Source organism: Nocardia aobensis NBRC 100429, assembly GCF_000308375.1.
Classification (GTDB): domain Bacteria; phylum Actinomycetota; class Actinomycetes; order Mycobacteriales; family Mycobacteriaceae; genus Nocardia; species Nocardia aobensis.
The window spans coordinates 19074-33802 of the sequence record NZ_BAFQ01000153.1; the positions used below are offsets into that span (position 1 = coordinate 19074).

The 14729-nt window shown below is 67.8% G+C and carries 11 protein-coding genes; 5 read left to right on the forward strand and 6 right to left on the reverse strand.

Annotation, left to right across the window (positions count from 1 at the left end):
- Positions 1-17 precede the first annotated feature (17 nt).
- From RJ03_RS20170 to RJ03_RS20180, 3 genes are all read left to right on the forward strand, one after another.
- Positions 18-944, forward strand: coding sequence for an alpha/beta hydrolase (locus tag RJ03_RS20170; RefSeq protein WP_036504724.1), 927 nt, complete (start codon positions 18-20; stop codon positions 942-944).
- Between the two features lie 123 nt (positions 945-1067).
- The gene (locus RJ03_RS20175; protein ID WP_036504726.1) at positions 1068-2858 is read left to right on the forward strand and encodes an AMP-dependent synthetase/ligase; all 1791 of its coding nucleotides are present in this window, start codon (positions 1068-1070) and stop codon (positions 2856-2858) included.
- A 172-nt stretch (positions 2859-3030) separates the two neighbouring features.
- Complete coding sequence (locus RJ03_RS20180) at positions 3031-3456, forward strand: VOC family protein (protein WP_036504729.1); 426 nt, start codon at positions 3031-3033, stop codon at positions 3454-3456.
- A 65-nt stretch (positions 3457-3521) separates the two neighbouring features.
- Here the strand turns inward: RJ03_RS20180 and RJ03_RS20185 are convergent, their stop codons facing one another.
- Both RJ03_RS20185 and RJ03_RS20190 read right to left on the reverse strand, forming a co-directional pair.
- Positions 3522-3947, reverse strand: a complete 426-nt coding sequence (locus RJ03_RS20185; RefSeq protein WP_036504731.1) for a tautomerase family protein — start codon at positions 3945-3947, stop codon at positions 3522-3524.
- 38 nt (positions 3948-3985) lie between these two features.
- The gene (locus RJ03_RS20190; RefSeq protein ID WP_036504734.1) at positions 3986-4687 is read right to left on the reverse strand and encodes an SDR family oxidoreductase; all 702 of its coding nucleotides are present in this window, start codon (positions 4685-4687) and stop codon (positions 3986-3988) included.
- Between the two features lie 120 nt (positions 4688-4807).
- Here RJ03_RS20190 and RJ03_RS20195 point away from each other — a divergent pair, with 120 nt between their 5' ends.
- Positions 4808-5317 (forward strand): winged helix-turn-helix transcriptional regulator, encoded by a 510-nt coding sequence (locus RJ03_RS20195; protein ID WP_036504765.1) that lies wholly within the window; start codon positions 4808-4810, stop codon positions 5315-5317.
- Here RJ03_RS20195 and RJ03_RS20200 read toward each other — a convergent pair.
- Entirely contained in the window at positions 5284-6555 is a 1272-nt protein-coding gene (locus RJ03_RS20200; RefSeq protein ID WP_245552337.1) for a S1C family serine protease, read from the reverse strand. The genes RJ03_RS20195 and RJ03_RS20200 overlap by 34 nt on opposite strands.
- A gap of 213 nt (positions 6556-6768) precedes the next feature.
- On the opposite strand from RJ03_RS20200, the gene RJ03_RS20205 reads away from it, so the two are divergent.
- Entirely contained in the window at positions 6769-8490 is a 1722-nt protein-coding gene (locus tag RJ03_RS20205) for a molybdopterin-dependent oxidoreductase (RefSeq protein WP_036504736.1), read from the forward strand.
- A 156-nt stretch (positions 8491-8646) separates the two neighbouring features.
- On the opposite strand, the gene RJ03_RS20210 is transcribed toward RJ03_RS20205, so the two are convergent.
- From RJ03_RS20210 to RJ03_RS20220, 3 genes are all read right to left on the reverse strand, one after another.
- Entirely contained in the window at positions 8647-10134 is a 1488-nt protein-coding gene (locus tag RJ03_RS20210; protein ID WP_036504738.1) for a DHA2 family efflux MFS transporter permease subunit, read from the reverse strand.
- Between the two features lie 93 nt (positions 10135-10227).
- Positions 10228-10926 carry a PadR family transcriptional regulator gene (locus tag RJ03_RS20215; protein ID WP_036504741.1) on the reverse strand — a complete coding sequence of 233 codons (699 nt, stop codon included), beginning with the start codon at positions 10924-10926 and terminating at the stop codon, positions 10228-10230.
- A 249-nt stretch (positions 10927-11175) separates the two neighbouring features.
- Positions 11176-14729, reverse strand: a 3554-nt coding sequence (locus RJ03_RS20220) for a multifunctional oxoglutarate decarboxylase/oxoglutarate dehydrogenase thiamine pyrophosphate-binding subunit/dihydrolipoyllysine-residue succinyltransferase subunit (RefSeq protein WP_051024928.1), incomplete at its 5' end; no start/stop codon positions are given.

Consider the following 14729-nt stretch of genomic DNA (forward strand, 5'->3'; position numbering starts at 1 on the left):
CGCGGGAATTCACTGTGATGCCTGGTTTTTCGAAATCCGTGGCCCTGCCGCTGCCCGTCGCGCGGGCCGTCCTCGGGCCGATGTTCCGGTTCGCCATGCACAGCCGGCTGCCGTGGGCGGCGCAGCGCCACCTGCTCGACGCGGGTTCGGTGCTGCAGACGCTGCCCGCCGGTACCCGGGTGCATCGGATGCGGCTCGGCGGCCGTCCCGCCGAGCGGGTGACCGCCGGCGTAGCCGACGGCCCGGGTGCGGTGCTGTACCTGCACGGTGGTGGATACACCATCGGGTCCCCGGCCACCCATCGGTCGCTGGCGGCGCATCTGTCGCGCGACATCGGTTGTCCCGTCTACGTTCCGGACTACCGGCTGGCGCCGGAACATCCGTATCCGGCCGCGCTCGACGACGCCGAGGCGGCCTTCCTGGAGCTGGTGTCCACCGGCCTGGCGCCGCAGCAGATCGCGGTCGCGGGCGACTCCGCCGGCGGCGGACTATCACTCGCGCTGGCGTTGCGCCTGCGTGACCGGCACGGAATGCGGCCCGCCGCACTGGGTTTGATCGCCCCGTGGGCCGACCCGAACGAACTGCCGGCCCGCGAGCGCGACCTGGTGGTCAACAAGGCGTGGTCGCGGTTGTGCGCCGCCGCCTATCTGGGCGACGGCGATCCGCTCGATCCGGGCTACGCGCCGCTGCTCGGATCGCTGGGCGGGCTACCCGCGACCTACGTCCAGGTCGACGAGGGCGAGTTGCTGCATTCGCAGTGCGTGCGCCTGGCGGCCGCACTGCGGGCAGCCCAGGTGCCGGTGCAGTTCTCGGTGACGCGCGGGCTCTGGCACGTCTCGCAGCTGCAGGCGTCGCTGGTGGCGCCGGCCGCGCTCGCCGCGCGGGAACTGGCGGGATTCCTCGGTCAATCGCTGCAACCAGCGCAAACCGGATCCATAGGATAGAAGCCGTAGGACAGGTTCCGTCCGGCCGCATCCGTGTCGAAATTCTCGACCGGGCGGCCGGGCGGAGCCTGCCGTTGCGGCTGGCGTAAATTACTGGCGAGTAGACCACGTGGAAGGGCACCGATGCGAGAGTTCGAAGTCCCGGCTACCTACACCATCCCCGAAGACGCCAATATGTCCGATGGCGCCTTCCGGCACGCCGAGCGTACGCCCGGCCTGGTGGTGTTCAACAGGCCGGACGGCAAGGGCGGTTGGACAGATGTCACCGCCGCGGAGTTCGCGAAACATGTCACCGCGGTGGCCAAGGGACTGATCGCCTCCGGCATCGAACTCGGCGACCGGGTCGCCATCCTGGCCTCCACCCGGTACGAGTGGGTCGTGCTGGACTTCGCGATCTGGGCGGCCGGCGGCTGCACCGTCGCGATCTTCGACAGCTCCTCCGCCGAGCAGGCGCGCTGGATCCTGTCGGATTCGGGCACCAAGCTGATCGTGGTCGAGAACGCCCGGCACCGGGCCACCATCGCCGAGATCGAGGACGGCCTGCCCGAACTGGGCGAGCCGCTGGTGATCGACGACGGTGCGATCGACACCCTGCTCGCCCGGGGCAAGGATCTCGGCGACGAGGCCGTGCACGAGCGGCGCAAGCAGGTCAAGGCGGCCTCGCCGGCCTCGCTGATCTACACCTCCGGCACCACCGGCCGGCCCAAGGGCGTCATGCTCTCGCATGCCAACCTCTACGCCGAATCGGCCGCCGACCGTGCCGCGATGCCGCAGTTCCTCAAGCCCGGTCATCGCTCGCTGCTGTTCTTGCCGCTGGCCCACGTCTTCGCCCGCGCGGTCGCGCTGGCGGCCTTCGACGCCGGGGTCACCGTCGCGCACACGGCCGACTGGTCGACGCTCGTCGAGCAGTTCGGCGAGTACAAGCCGGACTTCATCCTCTCGGTGCCGCGCGTATTCGAGAAGGTGTTCAACGGCGCGAAGCAGAAAGCGCACGACGGCGGCAAGGGCAAGATCTTCGATCTGGCCGCCGACACCGCCGTGGAGTACAGCCAGGCGCTCGACAACGGCGGCCCGGGTCTCGTGCTCAAGGTCAAGCACACGGTGTTCGACAAGCTGGTCTACGGCAAGCTGCGCGAGGCCATGGGTGGGCGCTGCAAGTCCGCCGTCTCCGGCGGCGGCCCCCTCGGCGCGCGGCTGGGTCATTTCTTCCGCGGTATCGGCGTCACGATCTACGAGGGCTACGGCCTGACCGAGAGCACCGCCGCTGTTTCGGTGAACACCCCCGAACATCTGAAGGTCGGCTCGGTGGGCCGCCCGCTCGGCGGTCACGCCGCGAAGGTGGCCGAGGACGGCGAGCTGCTGCTGCGCGGCCCGGTCGTGTTCGCCGGCTACTGGAACAACCCGACCGCCACCGAGGACGCCTTCGACGACGGCTGGTTCAAGACCGGCGACCTCGGCGCCATCGACGAGCAGGGCTTCATCACGATCACCGGTCGCAAGAAGGAAATCATCGTCACCGCCGGCGGCAAGAACGTCTCCCCGGCGATGCTCGAGGACTCCCTGCGCTCGCATCCGCTGATCAGCCAGGTGATGGTGGTCGGTGACGGCAAGCCGTTCGTCGGCGCGCTGATCACCCTCGACCCGGAGGCGCTGCCGGGCTGGAAGACCCGCAACAACGTGCCCGAGGACACCCCGATCGAGAAGCTGATCGAGCTGCCGGAACTGACCGCCGAGATCGACAAGGCGGTGAAGGACACCAACAAGCTGGTCTCCCATGCCGAGGCGATCAAGAAGACCCGCATCCTGCCGGTCGACTGGACCGAGGAGAGCGGTGAGCTGACGCCGAAGATGTCGCTCAAGCGCAATGTGGTGATGAAGAACTACGCGACCGAGGTCGAGGCGATCTACGGCTGAGCCCGCTCGTACGCCCGAACGGCCCGTCTTCTGCTCGAAGGCGGGCCGTTCTGCGTTTCGACGTGCGACGATATGCGCGATATCCGGCGATGATTTTCTCCGGCTGCCGCCGTCTCATCTGTGGGGCCGCGGCCGCCGGTCGCAGGCCCGTATCCATACGGAGGAGGCAATCGTGAAGTCGGCTACCGCATATCTGTTGTTCGACGGTGATGCCGAGGAGGCATTCACCTTCTATCAGTCGGTACTGGGCGGGGAACTGCAGATGGTCCGCTATCGAGACATGGGTGACGGCGGTGGCGGGAACCTGCCCGAAGAGGTGGGCAAGCGCATCGCCAACGCCGCGTTGACCTGGCGGGAGGATCAGCTGCTGATGGGGTCGGACTGTCCGCCCGATCAGCAGATCAACCACGACAACGTGCCGTTCAGCGTTTGCCTGGATGTGGACGACGAGGCTGAGGCCGGACGGATCTTCACCGGGTTGTCCGCGGGCGGACAGGTCACCATGCCGCTGGGCAAAACCGAGTGGGCGAAGCAGTTCGGCATGGTCACCGACAAATTCTCGGTGCCGTGGATGATCAATCTGTACGGCGGCGAATAGATTTCGCCCCCACGCCGTCTCCCCGCCGCGTCACCCGCCGCAGGGGTGGCGCCGGTGGTACAGAGCTAGCTGTAGGGGCTGGGTTCGTTGGCGCGCGCCCACGCCTTTTCGGCCTCGCTGCCGGCGTCCGGCGGGAACAGCCCGTCGATCATCCACAGATCGCGCGGGGATTCGTAGGTGTGGAATTCCCAGTGCAATCCGCGCGCGGCAGTGTAGGGCTCCATGATCGAGTTGAGCCGCTGCGTCGACCGCTTGCGCAGCTGCGGGTCGTCCAGATGGCGGGCGAGATGTTCCACGACGATTCGCACGGTGGTGTTCGACGGTTTCCCGGCGACGAAGAACGACGTCTCCTCGACCTCCTCGAACAACACAACGACGTAGAACGCCGGCAGGCCGAATCCGGTGTACAGGGCGGTGACATCCCGCGCGAAATCTGCTTTGTCCTGGTCGGAGTAGGTGTTCGCGGGATGGTGGACGTGCCACAGCGGCATGGCGATGTTCCTTCGAAAGATGGTGGGCGAGAACGAATTCAGCGGGGGATGGCCAGCGCGAGGCCCTCGACGGGACCGGACAGTGCCGCCTTCACCCCGCGCGTGACGTCGTCGACCAGTACTTCGGTATCGCCGCGCAGCACACCGTCGAAGACGGCCTCGGCCACCGCGCTCGGCGCGAGCTTGTCGCCCGGCAGACGCCGCACCATCTCGGTATCGGCGAATCCCAGATGGACGCCGACCACCTGCGTGCGCTGTGCGGCCAACTCCAGCCGCAGCGAATTGGTCAGCGACCACAGCGCCGCCTTCGACGCACCGTAGGCCGCCGCGCCCGCGGCCCACGACAGCACCGAATGGATGTCGATGAGGACGCCGCCGCCGTTGTCGGCCAGAATCGGCGCGAATGCCTGGGCCACCCGCAGCGGGCCGAAGACGTTGGTGTCGAACGTGGTGACGATATCGGCCATATCGGCGGTCAGCAGCGGTGCGGGGAGGAGAACGCCGGCATTGTTCACCACGATTTCGACGTCGCGGGCCCGCGATGCCGCGGCGGCGACCGAATCGGCGTCGGTGACGTCCAGCGCGAGCGGCTCGACGCGGGGGTCGTCGGCGGCCTTCGGGGTGCGGGCGGTGGTGTAGACCTTGGCGGCGCCGCGCCTGAGCAGCTCGTCGGTGAAGGCTCTGCCGAGCCCCCGCTGCCCGCCCGTCACCAGTGCGACCGCGCCTTCGATTCCGGCCATCTCTCGTCCTTTCGGATCGTTCGGGGCGACTGCTCACCCTCTGGGTAACGATCTCGTTAGTTAGATGACAGCACAGCCCGGCTGGGTAACGCAAGCGTTAGGTAACATGGGGTCGTGTCGATGATGTTCGAGCCGCGGCTGGGCGACCGGGACGCCTGGTCGATCGGTGACCGATGTTCGGCCGGACGGGTGCTCGAGTTGCTCAGCACCCGGACGGTATTCCTCGTCGTCCGCGAATGCTTCTACGGCACAACACGATTCGAGGACTTCACGACACGGATCGGCACCTCGGCGCCGGCGGTGTCGCGAGCGCTCAAACAGCTCGAGTCGGCGGGCATCGTGGAACGGGTGCCGTATCGGGAACCCGGCCGGCGCGAACGCGCGGAATACCGCCTGACCGCGGCCGGTGAGGACCTGCTGCCGGTATTCCTGTCACTGATGCAGTGGGGCGACAAATATCTGCAGGACGGGAAGCCGCCGCTGTCGTTCGTCGACCGGGAATCCGGAGCGGTGGTGGGGGTGCGCGTCACGCCTGAGCAGGGACCGGACAAGAAGGCCGACGAGCTCGAGATCCGGCTGAACTCGTCGGTGCCGGGTCAGCCCACGGGCCCCCGGGCGAGCGACGCCTGACCGGACTCGCTCTGTCCCGAGCGGTCCACCCAGGTGAGCGTGACGGTATCGCCCGGGTGATGCTGATCCATCGTGTTCGTCATGGTGGTCGCCGAATCGATGCCGTGGCCGTCCAGCCCGGTGATCACATCGCCCGGGGCCAAGCCCGCGGCCTGTGCCGGACCGCCACTCACGATATTGCGGACCAGCGCGCCGGAACCGTTGGCATCGCTCATCGTGATACCGAGGAACGCGGAATCGCCGATGTGCACGCGGTCCGAACTCTTGCCCGCCTGGATCTGCGCGGCGATCGTCTTCGCCTTGTCGATCGGAATCGCGAAGCCCTGACCACCGCTCGCGCCGAGCTGGAAACCCTGGGACGCGGCGGTGTTCACGCCGACCACCTGGCCGGAGGTGTTGATCAACGGGCCACCCGAATCGCCCGGCTGGATATTCGCGGCAACCTGGATGAGACCGGTCAACTGCTCGGCGGCGCCGGCCGATTCGTCACTGGCGGTGATGGAACGGTCCAGTGCGGTGACGCGTCCGGCGGCGGCGGTCGGGGAGCCGGTGCCGCCCGCGTTGCCGACACCCACGATGGCATCGCCGACCTTCACCTGGTCCGAATCGCCGAGCGGCGCCGTCTGCAACCCGGAGGCGCCCTGCAACTTCACCACGGCCAGATCGTCCTGCCGGTCGAATCCGGCGACGCTGCCGCTGTAACTGCGGCCGTTGCCGAGGTCGGTGACCGAGATGTCGGTCGCGCCTTCCACGACATGGTTGTTGGTGAGGATCGTGCCGTCGGAGCCCAGCACGATGCCGGTTCCGGCGCCCGCGCCGTTCTGCATGCCGAGTTCGGTATTGATCACGACGATGCCCGGCACCACCGCGTTGGCCGCCTGCTCCAGCGCCGTGGACTGCGGTTGCGAATCGACCGGCTGCACCACCGAACCCTGGCCGTGGCCGAACGGGGCCGCCTGGTTGGGGCCGTGCGCATCGATGCGGGATCCGACCAGGGCGATCGCGAGCGCCACCACCGCGACCAGGGCCGCCACCGCGCCGAAGGTCAGGCCGTGCCGAGGCGTGCGTCCGCGCGGGGAGTACTGCGGGTGAGGCTGACCCGGATACTGCCCCTGGTACGGCGGCTGACCCGGATAGCCGTGCGGGCCGTATGCCCCCGGCCGCTGTTCGTACGGTCCGGGCTGGTGCGGCCGATTGCCCTCGTTCGGATACACGCTCATCACGTCCTGTTCGGTCACATCCTGTGTGTCGGCTCGGACCCGGCCCCGACGCATCTGGATCCTCTATCAATTAAGCGCGCGATTCCTGAGAAGCGGCTGGGTGCTTGCCGTGGAACCGCCGACATGGGCTGGATCACGTCCGGCTTCCAGTTCTGACGAATCCGTGACGCTGCGGCCGTTGCGCTCGTTCGGGAGGGTTCGCCCGGGGCAATCCGCAGTACGCTCGCCGTTATGGCCGGATCGGGACTGCGCGCGGCCTGCGGAATCGTCTCCGCGGGGCTGGCGCTGGGCGCCGCGGAATTGGTGTCGGTCCCGGTGGGGGCGGGGAGCGCGCCATTGGCGGCGATCGGGGCGACGGTGGTCGACCACACGCCCGACGGGGTGCGGGAATGGGCGATCGACACCTTCGGCACGAACGACAAAATGATGCTGTATCTGCTGATGGGCGTGGTGGCGCTGATCGTCGCGGCGCTCGTCGGGGTGGTCGAGCAAACCGCGCGGCCGATCGGCTCGGTGGTGCTCGGCGTCTTCGGCATCGGGGCGGCGTGGGCTGCGCTCGAACGCCCGGCCGCCGACTGGACCTGGGCGCTGCCGTCGGTCGTGGGGGTGGTGCTGGCAATCGTCTCGCTGCGGTGGCTGATTCGGCGATACGAGGCGTTCGGTGCGCCGGCGATGGCGCGGGGTGGTGGCGACGGCGGGCCCGCGGCGCCGGGCTCGGGTGGCGGTGCCGGTGCGGGCAGGGGAGCTGGGGCCGGTGCGGAAACGGGTGCGCAAGACCCTGCCGGTAGCGAGGGCCCCGATGCGATGCCGGCGCTCTTCGAGGGAGACGACGCTCGCCTGAGTGCGCGCGGAGCCGCCTGGCCACGCGTGGTGAAACCCGATGTGGCGCAGGTCGATCGACGGCACATGATGCGGGGGATCGTCGGGGTGGGAGTACTGGCGGTGGCGGCCGGAATCGCCGGGCGCGTACTCGGGGCGAGCGCGCGCAGTGTGGCGGGGGAACGGGCGGCGGTGCGGCTGCCGCCGCCGAATGTGCCGGTGCCCCCGGTGGATCCGGCCGCGGATCTGCGAGTACCGGGACTGGCGTCGTATCTCACCCCTGATTCCGACTTCTACCGGATCGACACCGCGCTGACCGTTCCGCAGGTCAGCAAGGACACGTGGTCACTGCGGATCCACGGCATGGTGGATCGCGAAATCCTGCTCGACTACGCGGATCTGGCGCGCAGGCCGTCGGTGGAACGCTTGGTGACGCTGACCTGCGTATCGAATCCGGTCGGCGGCGATCTGATCGGCAATGCGAGCTGGCTGGGCTATCGGCTCGACGAATTGATCGCCGAGGCGGGCCCGCATCCCGACGCCGATATGGTCTTGTCCCGCAGTGCCGACGGCTTCACCGCCGGAAGTCCGCTCGCCGCGCTCACCGACGGGCGCGACGCGCTGCTGGCGGTCGGCATGAACGGTGAGCCGCTGCCCGTCGAGCACGGATATCCGGCCCGGTTGGTCGTGCCCGGCCTCTACGGTTACGTCTCGGCCACCAAATGGGTGACTGAACTCGAGATCACGAGATTCGATCGCGCTCAGGCCTATTGGACGCGGCGCGGCTGGTCCGAACGCGGGCCGATCAAAACCGGCACCCGCATCGACACCCCGCGCGGCGCCGTCCGGGCCGGGAAGGTGACGATCGCCGGTGTGGCCTGGGCACAACACCGCGGCATCGACGCCGTCGAGGTCCAGATCGACAACGGCCCATGGCAACCCGCCCGCCTGGCCGCCGAACCGTCCGTCGACACGTGGCGGCAATGGAGTTACGACTGGGATGCCGCCGCGGGGACCCATACGGTCCGCGCCCGCGCCACCGACGGCACCGGCACGGTTCAGACCGCGGAGGTCGCCGACGTCATTCCGGACGGGGCGAGCGGCTACCCCTCGCGGACGATCCGAGTCGGGTAGACGCGCGACCTCCGCCGGCGCGGCCGAGCGGGGGATATGCGGCCCGGCGCCGATCGGTGACGCGCACCGCGGCGAATGCGACGAGGTCCGCGTGGCGTACTGCCACGCGGACCTCGTATCGCGCTGCGCGCACCCTGTTCGGCGCGCCGGCCGAGCTCAGCCGGGGATGCCGGCCTTCTCCGGTTCGGAACCGGCCTCGGCCTCCTGCTGCTTTTTCGCCGAGCTGCCGACGAACAGGGCCGAAGCCACCACACCGATCAGCAGGATCGCGCCGGGCAGGATCATCGCCTGCCCGAGGGCCGTGCTGAACTTGTCGAGGATCTGCTCGGGAATATGGCCCATTCCGGTGCCGCCGCCCTCGCCGAACTGTCCGCTGCCCAGACCCTGCGCGGACATGCGGGCCGAGACCAGCGCGCTGATCGCGGCGCTACCGAGTACCGAACCGACCTGCCGGGTGGTGTTGTAGACACCCGCGCCGGCGCCGGCCTGGTGGATCGGAAGGTTGCGGGTGGCGGTCGACGCCAGCGGCGCCCAGATGCAGGAGTTCGACAGACCGGCGATGCCCGCGACCACCAGGAACAGCACGATCGAGCTGTCCGGCTTCATCAGTGCCGCGAAGCCGAAGACGGTCAGGGCGAACACCCCGAATCCGAGGGTGGGCAGAATGCGCGGCGGCATCCGGTCGGAGATCTTGCCGATGAACGGCGCGGTCAGACCGGTGACGATGGCCATCGGCGCGAAGACCAGCGCGGCGCGGGTCGGGGTGTATTCGCGCACGGCCTCCAGGTAGAAGTACGCCGGCACCATCAGCGAGGTGACCGCGGCGCCCATCGCGGCGATCGCGACGCTCGACATCGAGAAGTTGCGGTCGCGGAACAGGCTCAGCGGAACCAGCGGCTCGTCCTTGTTGCGCGCCTGGTTCACCACGAACAGACCCAGCACCACCAGTCCGGCGATGATCATCGTCCAGATCCAGGCGTCCCAGTCCCGGGTGTTGCCCTCCTGAATGCCGAAGACCAGCAGGAACATGCCGACACCGCTGAGCACCACGCCCACGAAGTCGAACTTGTGCTGGTGGGTCTCCAGATTCGGCACCAGCCACATCGCCAGCGCGAACGCGATCACGCCGATCGGCACGTTGATGTAGAAGATCCAGTTCCAGCCCTGCCAGTCGACCAGCACGCCGCCGAGGATCGGGCCGACCAGTGTCGCGAGGCCGGCGACGCCGCCCCACAGCCCCATCGCCGCGCCGCGCTTGTCCGGCGGGAAGGTGCGGGTGATGACGGCCATGGTCTGCGGCGTCATCAACGCCGCGCCCAGGCCCTGCACCGCGCGAGCCGCGATCAGCATCTCCACATTGGCCGATACCGCGCACCACAGCGAGGCCAGGGTGAAGACCGCGAGACCGGCCAGGTAGATGTTCTTCGGGCCGAAACGGTCACCGAGGCGGCCGGTGACCAGCAGCGGGACCGCGTAGGTGAGCAGATAGGCACTGGTCACCCAGATGACTTTGTTGATGTCGGTATGCAGGTCCTGCATGATCGCCGGATTGGCCACCGCGACGATGGTCATATCCAGCAGGATCATGAAGAACCCGACGACCAGCGCGGTGAGCGCCAGCCACGGATTTCTTTGCGATGTCATAGATTTCGTTCCTGTTCCCGGCATCGATCGACGACGACGACCGATGGGTGGTTCGTATGAAGGTCTCGGGGCGCGCCACGTACCTGCGCCCGATCAGTGCTCGGCAGTGGTCGCACCGCCTTTCCGCAGCTCGGCGAGTACGTCGTCGGTCAGGGCCGCACCCCAGTCATGGCCGAGGTCACCGGTCTTCTCGGGGCAACGGGTTCCGCCCTCGTCGAATTCCAGCCACGGCAGCGAACCGTCGCGCAACTCCTCGATGAGACCGCGCAGCCACGTGACTTCGTGCCGCGCGAGCCCCACCAGATAGTCGATGACCATCCAGTACCGCCGGGGTACCTCGCGGGAGCGCGCCCATTCCCGGATGGCGTCGAGTTCGGTGATGTCGTTGTCCAGCCAGCCGATACGCTCGGTGATCAGGGCGATCACCTCGTCGACCGGAAGGTTGTGGGCCTCCGCCAGGCCGATGGGGAAGATCGGATACTCACGAATCGGCTGACGGACGATATCGGCGATGCGGGTGCGCAGCGCCGCGGTACCGGCTTCGGTGATGCGGTAGGTGGTGCGTTCCGGCCGGTTGCCCGAACGCTCGGTACCCTCCGCCTGGACCATGCCTTGTTCGGCCAGCCGGGTCACCGTGTGATAGAGCGAGCCGGGGCGAATCTTGAGCAGATTGTCCTTCCGGCGCTTGAGCAGCAGTTGATACATCTCGTACGGATGCATGCGGTCTTCTTCCAGCAGCGCCAGTACCGAGATCGCCAATGGCGTCAACGTGGCACCCGGCTGCTTGGACATCGGTCTCGACTCCCTTCGTCACTGCCGCCGCACACTACGCGGACGGCCCGACATGCTCCGGCTCAAATATTCCACGCCGAATATACGACGTGGAAGTGTGCCGGCACAAGGTGGTTCCACTCATGACGACGATCGAGCGTGCCCGAATGTGACACGAATCCGGGCGCCGGAAACGGCGAACGCCGGACCGCACCGCTCCGCAGAGCGATCCGGCCCGGCGTCCGGGCGATACGACCTATTCGGTGCGACCTATTCGGTGGGGGCGAAGGCCTCGTCGACGATCTCCTGCTGCTCCACCGCGTGCACCTTGGACGAACCCGAGGACGGGGCCGACATGGCACGGCGGGAGATGCGGCGCAGCTTGTTGAACCGGTCCGGCAGGATCTCCGGCAGGTTCAACCCGAAGAACGGCCAGGCGCCCTGGTTGGCCGGCTCCTCCTGGACCCACGCCAGATCCGTGGCGTTGGGGTAGGTCGCGAGCTTCTCGTTGAGCCGGTAGGACGGGATCGGGTACAGCTGTTCGATGCGCACGATCGCGACGTCGTCACGGTTCTTCTTGGCCTTCTCGGCGACCAGTTCGTAGTAGAGCTTGCCGCTGGTCAGCAGGATCCGCTTGACCTTCGACCGGTCGCCGTCGCCGCTCTCGTAGGTCGGCTCCTCGAGCACCGAGCGGAACTTCGCGTCGGTGAAGTCCTCGACGTTGGAGACGACGGCCTTGTTGCGCAGCATCGACTTCGGGGTGAAGACGATCAGCGGACGACGGATGCCGTCGAGCGCGTGCCGGCGCAGCAGGTGGAAGTAGTTCGACGGAGTGGAGGGCACCGCCACCGTCATCGAACCCTCGGCGCACAGCTGCAGGAACCGCTCGATACGGCCGGAGGTGTGGTCGGGGCCCTGACCCTCGTGGCCGTGCGGCAGCAGCAGCACGACCTCCGAGAGCTGACCCCACTTGGCCTCACCGGAGGAGATGAACTCGTCGATGATCGACTGCGCGCCGTTGACGAAGTCACCGAACTGCGCCTCCCAGAGGACCAGCGCGTCCGGGTTGCCCAGCGAGTAGCCGTATTCGAAACCGACGGCCGCGAACTCGCTCAGCGCCGAGTCGTGCACCGCGAACCAGCCCGGATTCTCGCTGCCGATGTTGTGCAGCGGGGTGTACTCGGCACCGGACTTGCGGTCGATGATCACCGAATGCCGCTGGGTGAACGTGCCGCGCCGGGAGTCCTGACCGGTCAAGCGCACCGCGCGGCCCTCGTCGATCAGGGTGCCGAAGGCCAGCAGCTCGGCGAAGGCCCAGTCGATCTTGCCCTCGTAGGCCATCTCGCGACGGCGCTCCAGCACCGGTTTCACGCGCGGATGCACGCTGAAGCCGTCCGGCACACCCAGGAAGGCGTCGCCGATGCGCTGCAGTACCGACTTGTCGACCGCGGTGACGACGGTGCCCGGCACGGTCTGCTCCTCCTCGACCGATTCGCTCGGCTCCGGCGGATACTTCTCCAGCTCGCGGACCTCGTTGAACACCCGCTCCAGCTGGCCCTGGTAGTCGCGCAGGGCGTCCTCGGCCTCTTTCATCGAGATGTCGCCGCGGCCGATCAGGGCCTCGGTGTAGGACTTGCGGACGCTGCGCTTGGTGTCGATGACGTCGTACATGTACGGCTGGGTCATCGACGGGTCGTCGCCCTCGTTGTGGCCGCGACGGCGGTAGCAGATGAGGTCGATGACCACATCCTTGTGGAACTTCTCGCGGAAGTCGGTCGCCAGGCGCGCCACCCAGGTGCAGGCCTCGGGATCGTCGCCGTTGACGTGGAAGATCGGCGCGCCGATCGACTTGGCGATATCGGTCGAGTACTCGGTGGAGCGGCTGTTCTCCGGTGCGGTGGTGAAGCCGATCTGGTTGTTCACCACGATGTGCACCGTGCCGCCGACGCGGTAGCCGCGCAGGCCCGACATGTTCAGCGTCTCGGCGACCACACCCTGGCCGGCGAAGGCCGCGTCACCGTGCAGCATCAGCGGCACGACCGAGAAGGTGCGCGCCTCCTCGCCCTTGGTGACCAGGTCTTCCTTGGTGAGCAGATCCTGCTTCGCGCGGACCAGGCCCTCCAGCACCGGGTCGACGGCCTCAAGGTGCGACGGGTTGGCCGTCAGCGACACCTCGATGTCGTTGTCGCCGAACATCTGGATGTAGGTGCCGTGCGCGCCGAGGTGGTACTTCACATCGCCCGAGCCGTGGGTGGCGGCCGGGTTCATGTTGCCCTCGAACTCGGTGAAGATCTGCGAGTACGGCTTGCCGACGATATTGGCCAGCACGTTCAGGCGGCCGCGGTGCGGCATGCCGATGACGACCTCGTCGAGCCCGTGCTCGGCGCACTGGTCGATGACGGCGTCCATCATCGGGATGGTCGACTCGGCGCCCTCCAGCGAGAAGCGCTTCTGGCCGACGTACTTGGTCTGCAGGAAGGTCTCGAACGCCTCGGCCGCGTTCAGCCGCGACAGAATGTACTTCTGCTGGGCGACGGTCGGCTTCTCGTGCTTCTGCTCGACCCGGTCCTGAATCCATTGCAGCTGTTCGGTTTCCAGGATGTGGGTGTACTCCACACCGACGTGGCGGCAGTACGCGTCGCGCAGCACCGAGAGCACATCGCGCAGCTTCATCCGTTCCTGGCCGTGGAAGCCCGCGACGTTGAATTCGCGGTCGAGGTCCCACAGGGTCAGTCCGTGCTGGGTGACGTCGAGGTCGGGGTGGCTGCGGAACTTGTCCTTCACCAGCCGCAGCGGATCGGTGTCGGCCATCAGGTGGCCGCGACTGCGATACGCCGCGATCAGCTCCTGGACGCGCACGCTCTTGTCGACACCGCGCTCTTTGATGTCCTTGCGCCAGCGGACCGGCTCGTAGGGCACACCCATGCCGTGGAAGATCTCGTCGAAGAATTCGTCGGAGATCAGCAGGTTGTGGATGGTGCGCAGGAAATCACCCGACTCCGCGCCCTGGATGATGCGGTGGTCGTAGGTGGAGGTCAGCGTCATCAGCTTGCCGATACCGATCTCGGCGAGCTGCTGATCGCTCATACCCTGGAATTCGGCCGGGTACTCCATGGCTCCCGCGCCGATGATCGCGCCCTGGCCGGGCATCAGCCGCGGCACCGAGTGGTTGGTGCCGATGGTGCCCGGGTTGGTCAGCGAGATGGTGACGCCGGTGAAGTCCTCGGTGGTGAGCTTGCCGTCGCGCGCCCGGCGCACGATGTCCTCGTAGGCGCTGTGGAACTGCGCGAACGACATCGTCTCGGTGTTCTTGATCGCCGCGACGACCAGGGTGCGGCTACCGTCCTTGCCCGGCAGGTCGATCGCCAGGCCGAGGTTGGTGTGCGCGGGGGTCACCGAATTCGGCTTGCCGTCGACCTCGGCGAAGTGGCGGTTCATGTTCGGGAACGCCTTGACCGCCTGGACGATCGCGTAGCCGAGCAGATGGGTGAACGAGATCTTGCCACCGCGGGTACGGGCCAGATGGTTGTTGATGACCAGACGGTTGTCGATCATCAGCTTCGCCGGAATGGCGCGCACGCTGGTCGCGGTCGGGATGGTCAGCGACGACGACATGTTCTTGACGATCGCCGCGGCCGGACCGCGCAGTACCTTCGACTCGTCGGCGGCCGGTTCGGCCGGAGCGGTCTTGGTGGGGGCGGCGTTGGAGGTCGGCGCCGGAGTGGTGCTGGCCTGCGGCTTGCTGCCGCGAGCCTGCGGCGGCGCGGCGGCGGCCGATGCGGCGGCGGTGGCCTTCGGTGCGGCCGGAGCCGCGGCGGCGGGTG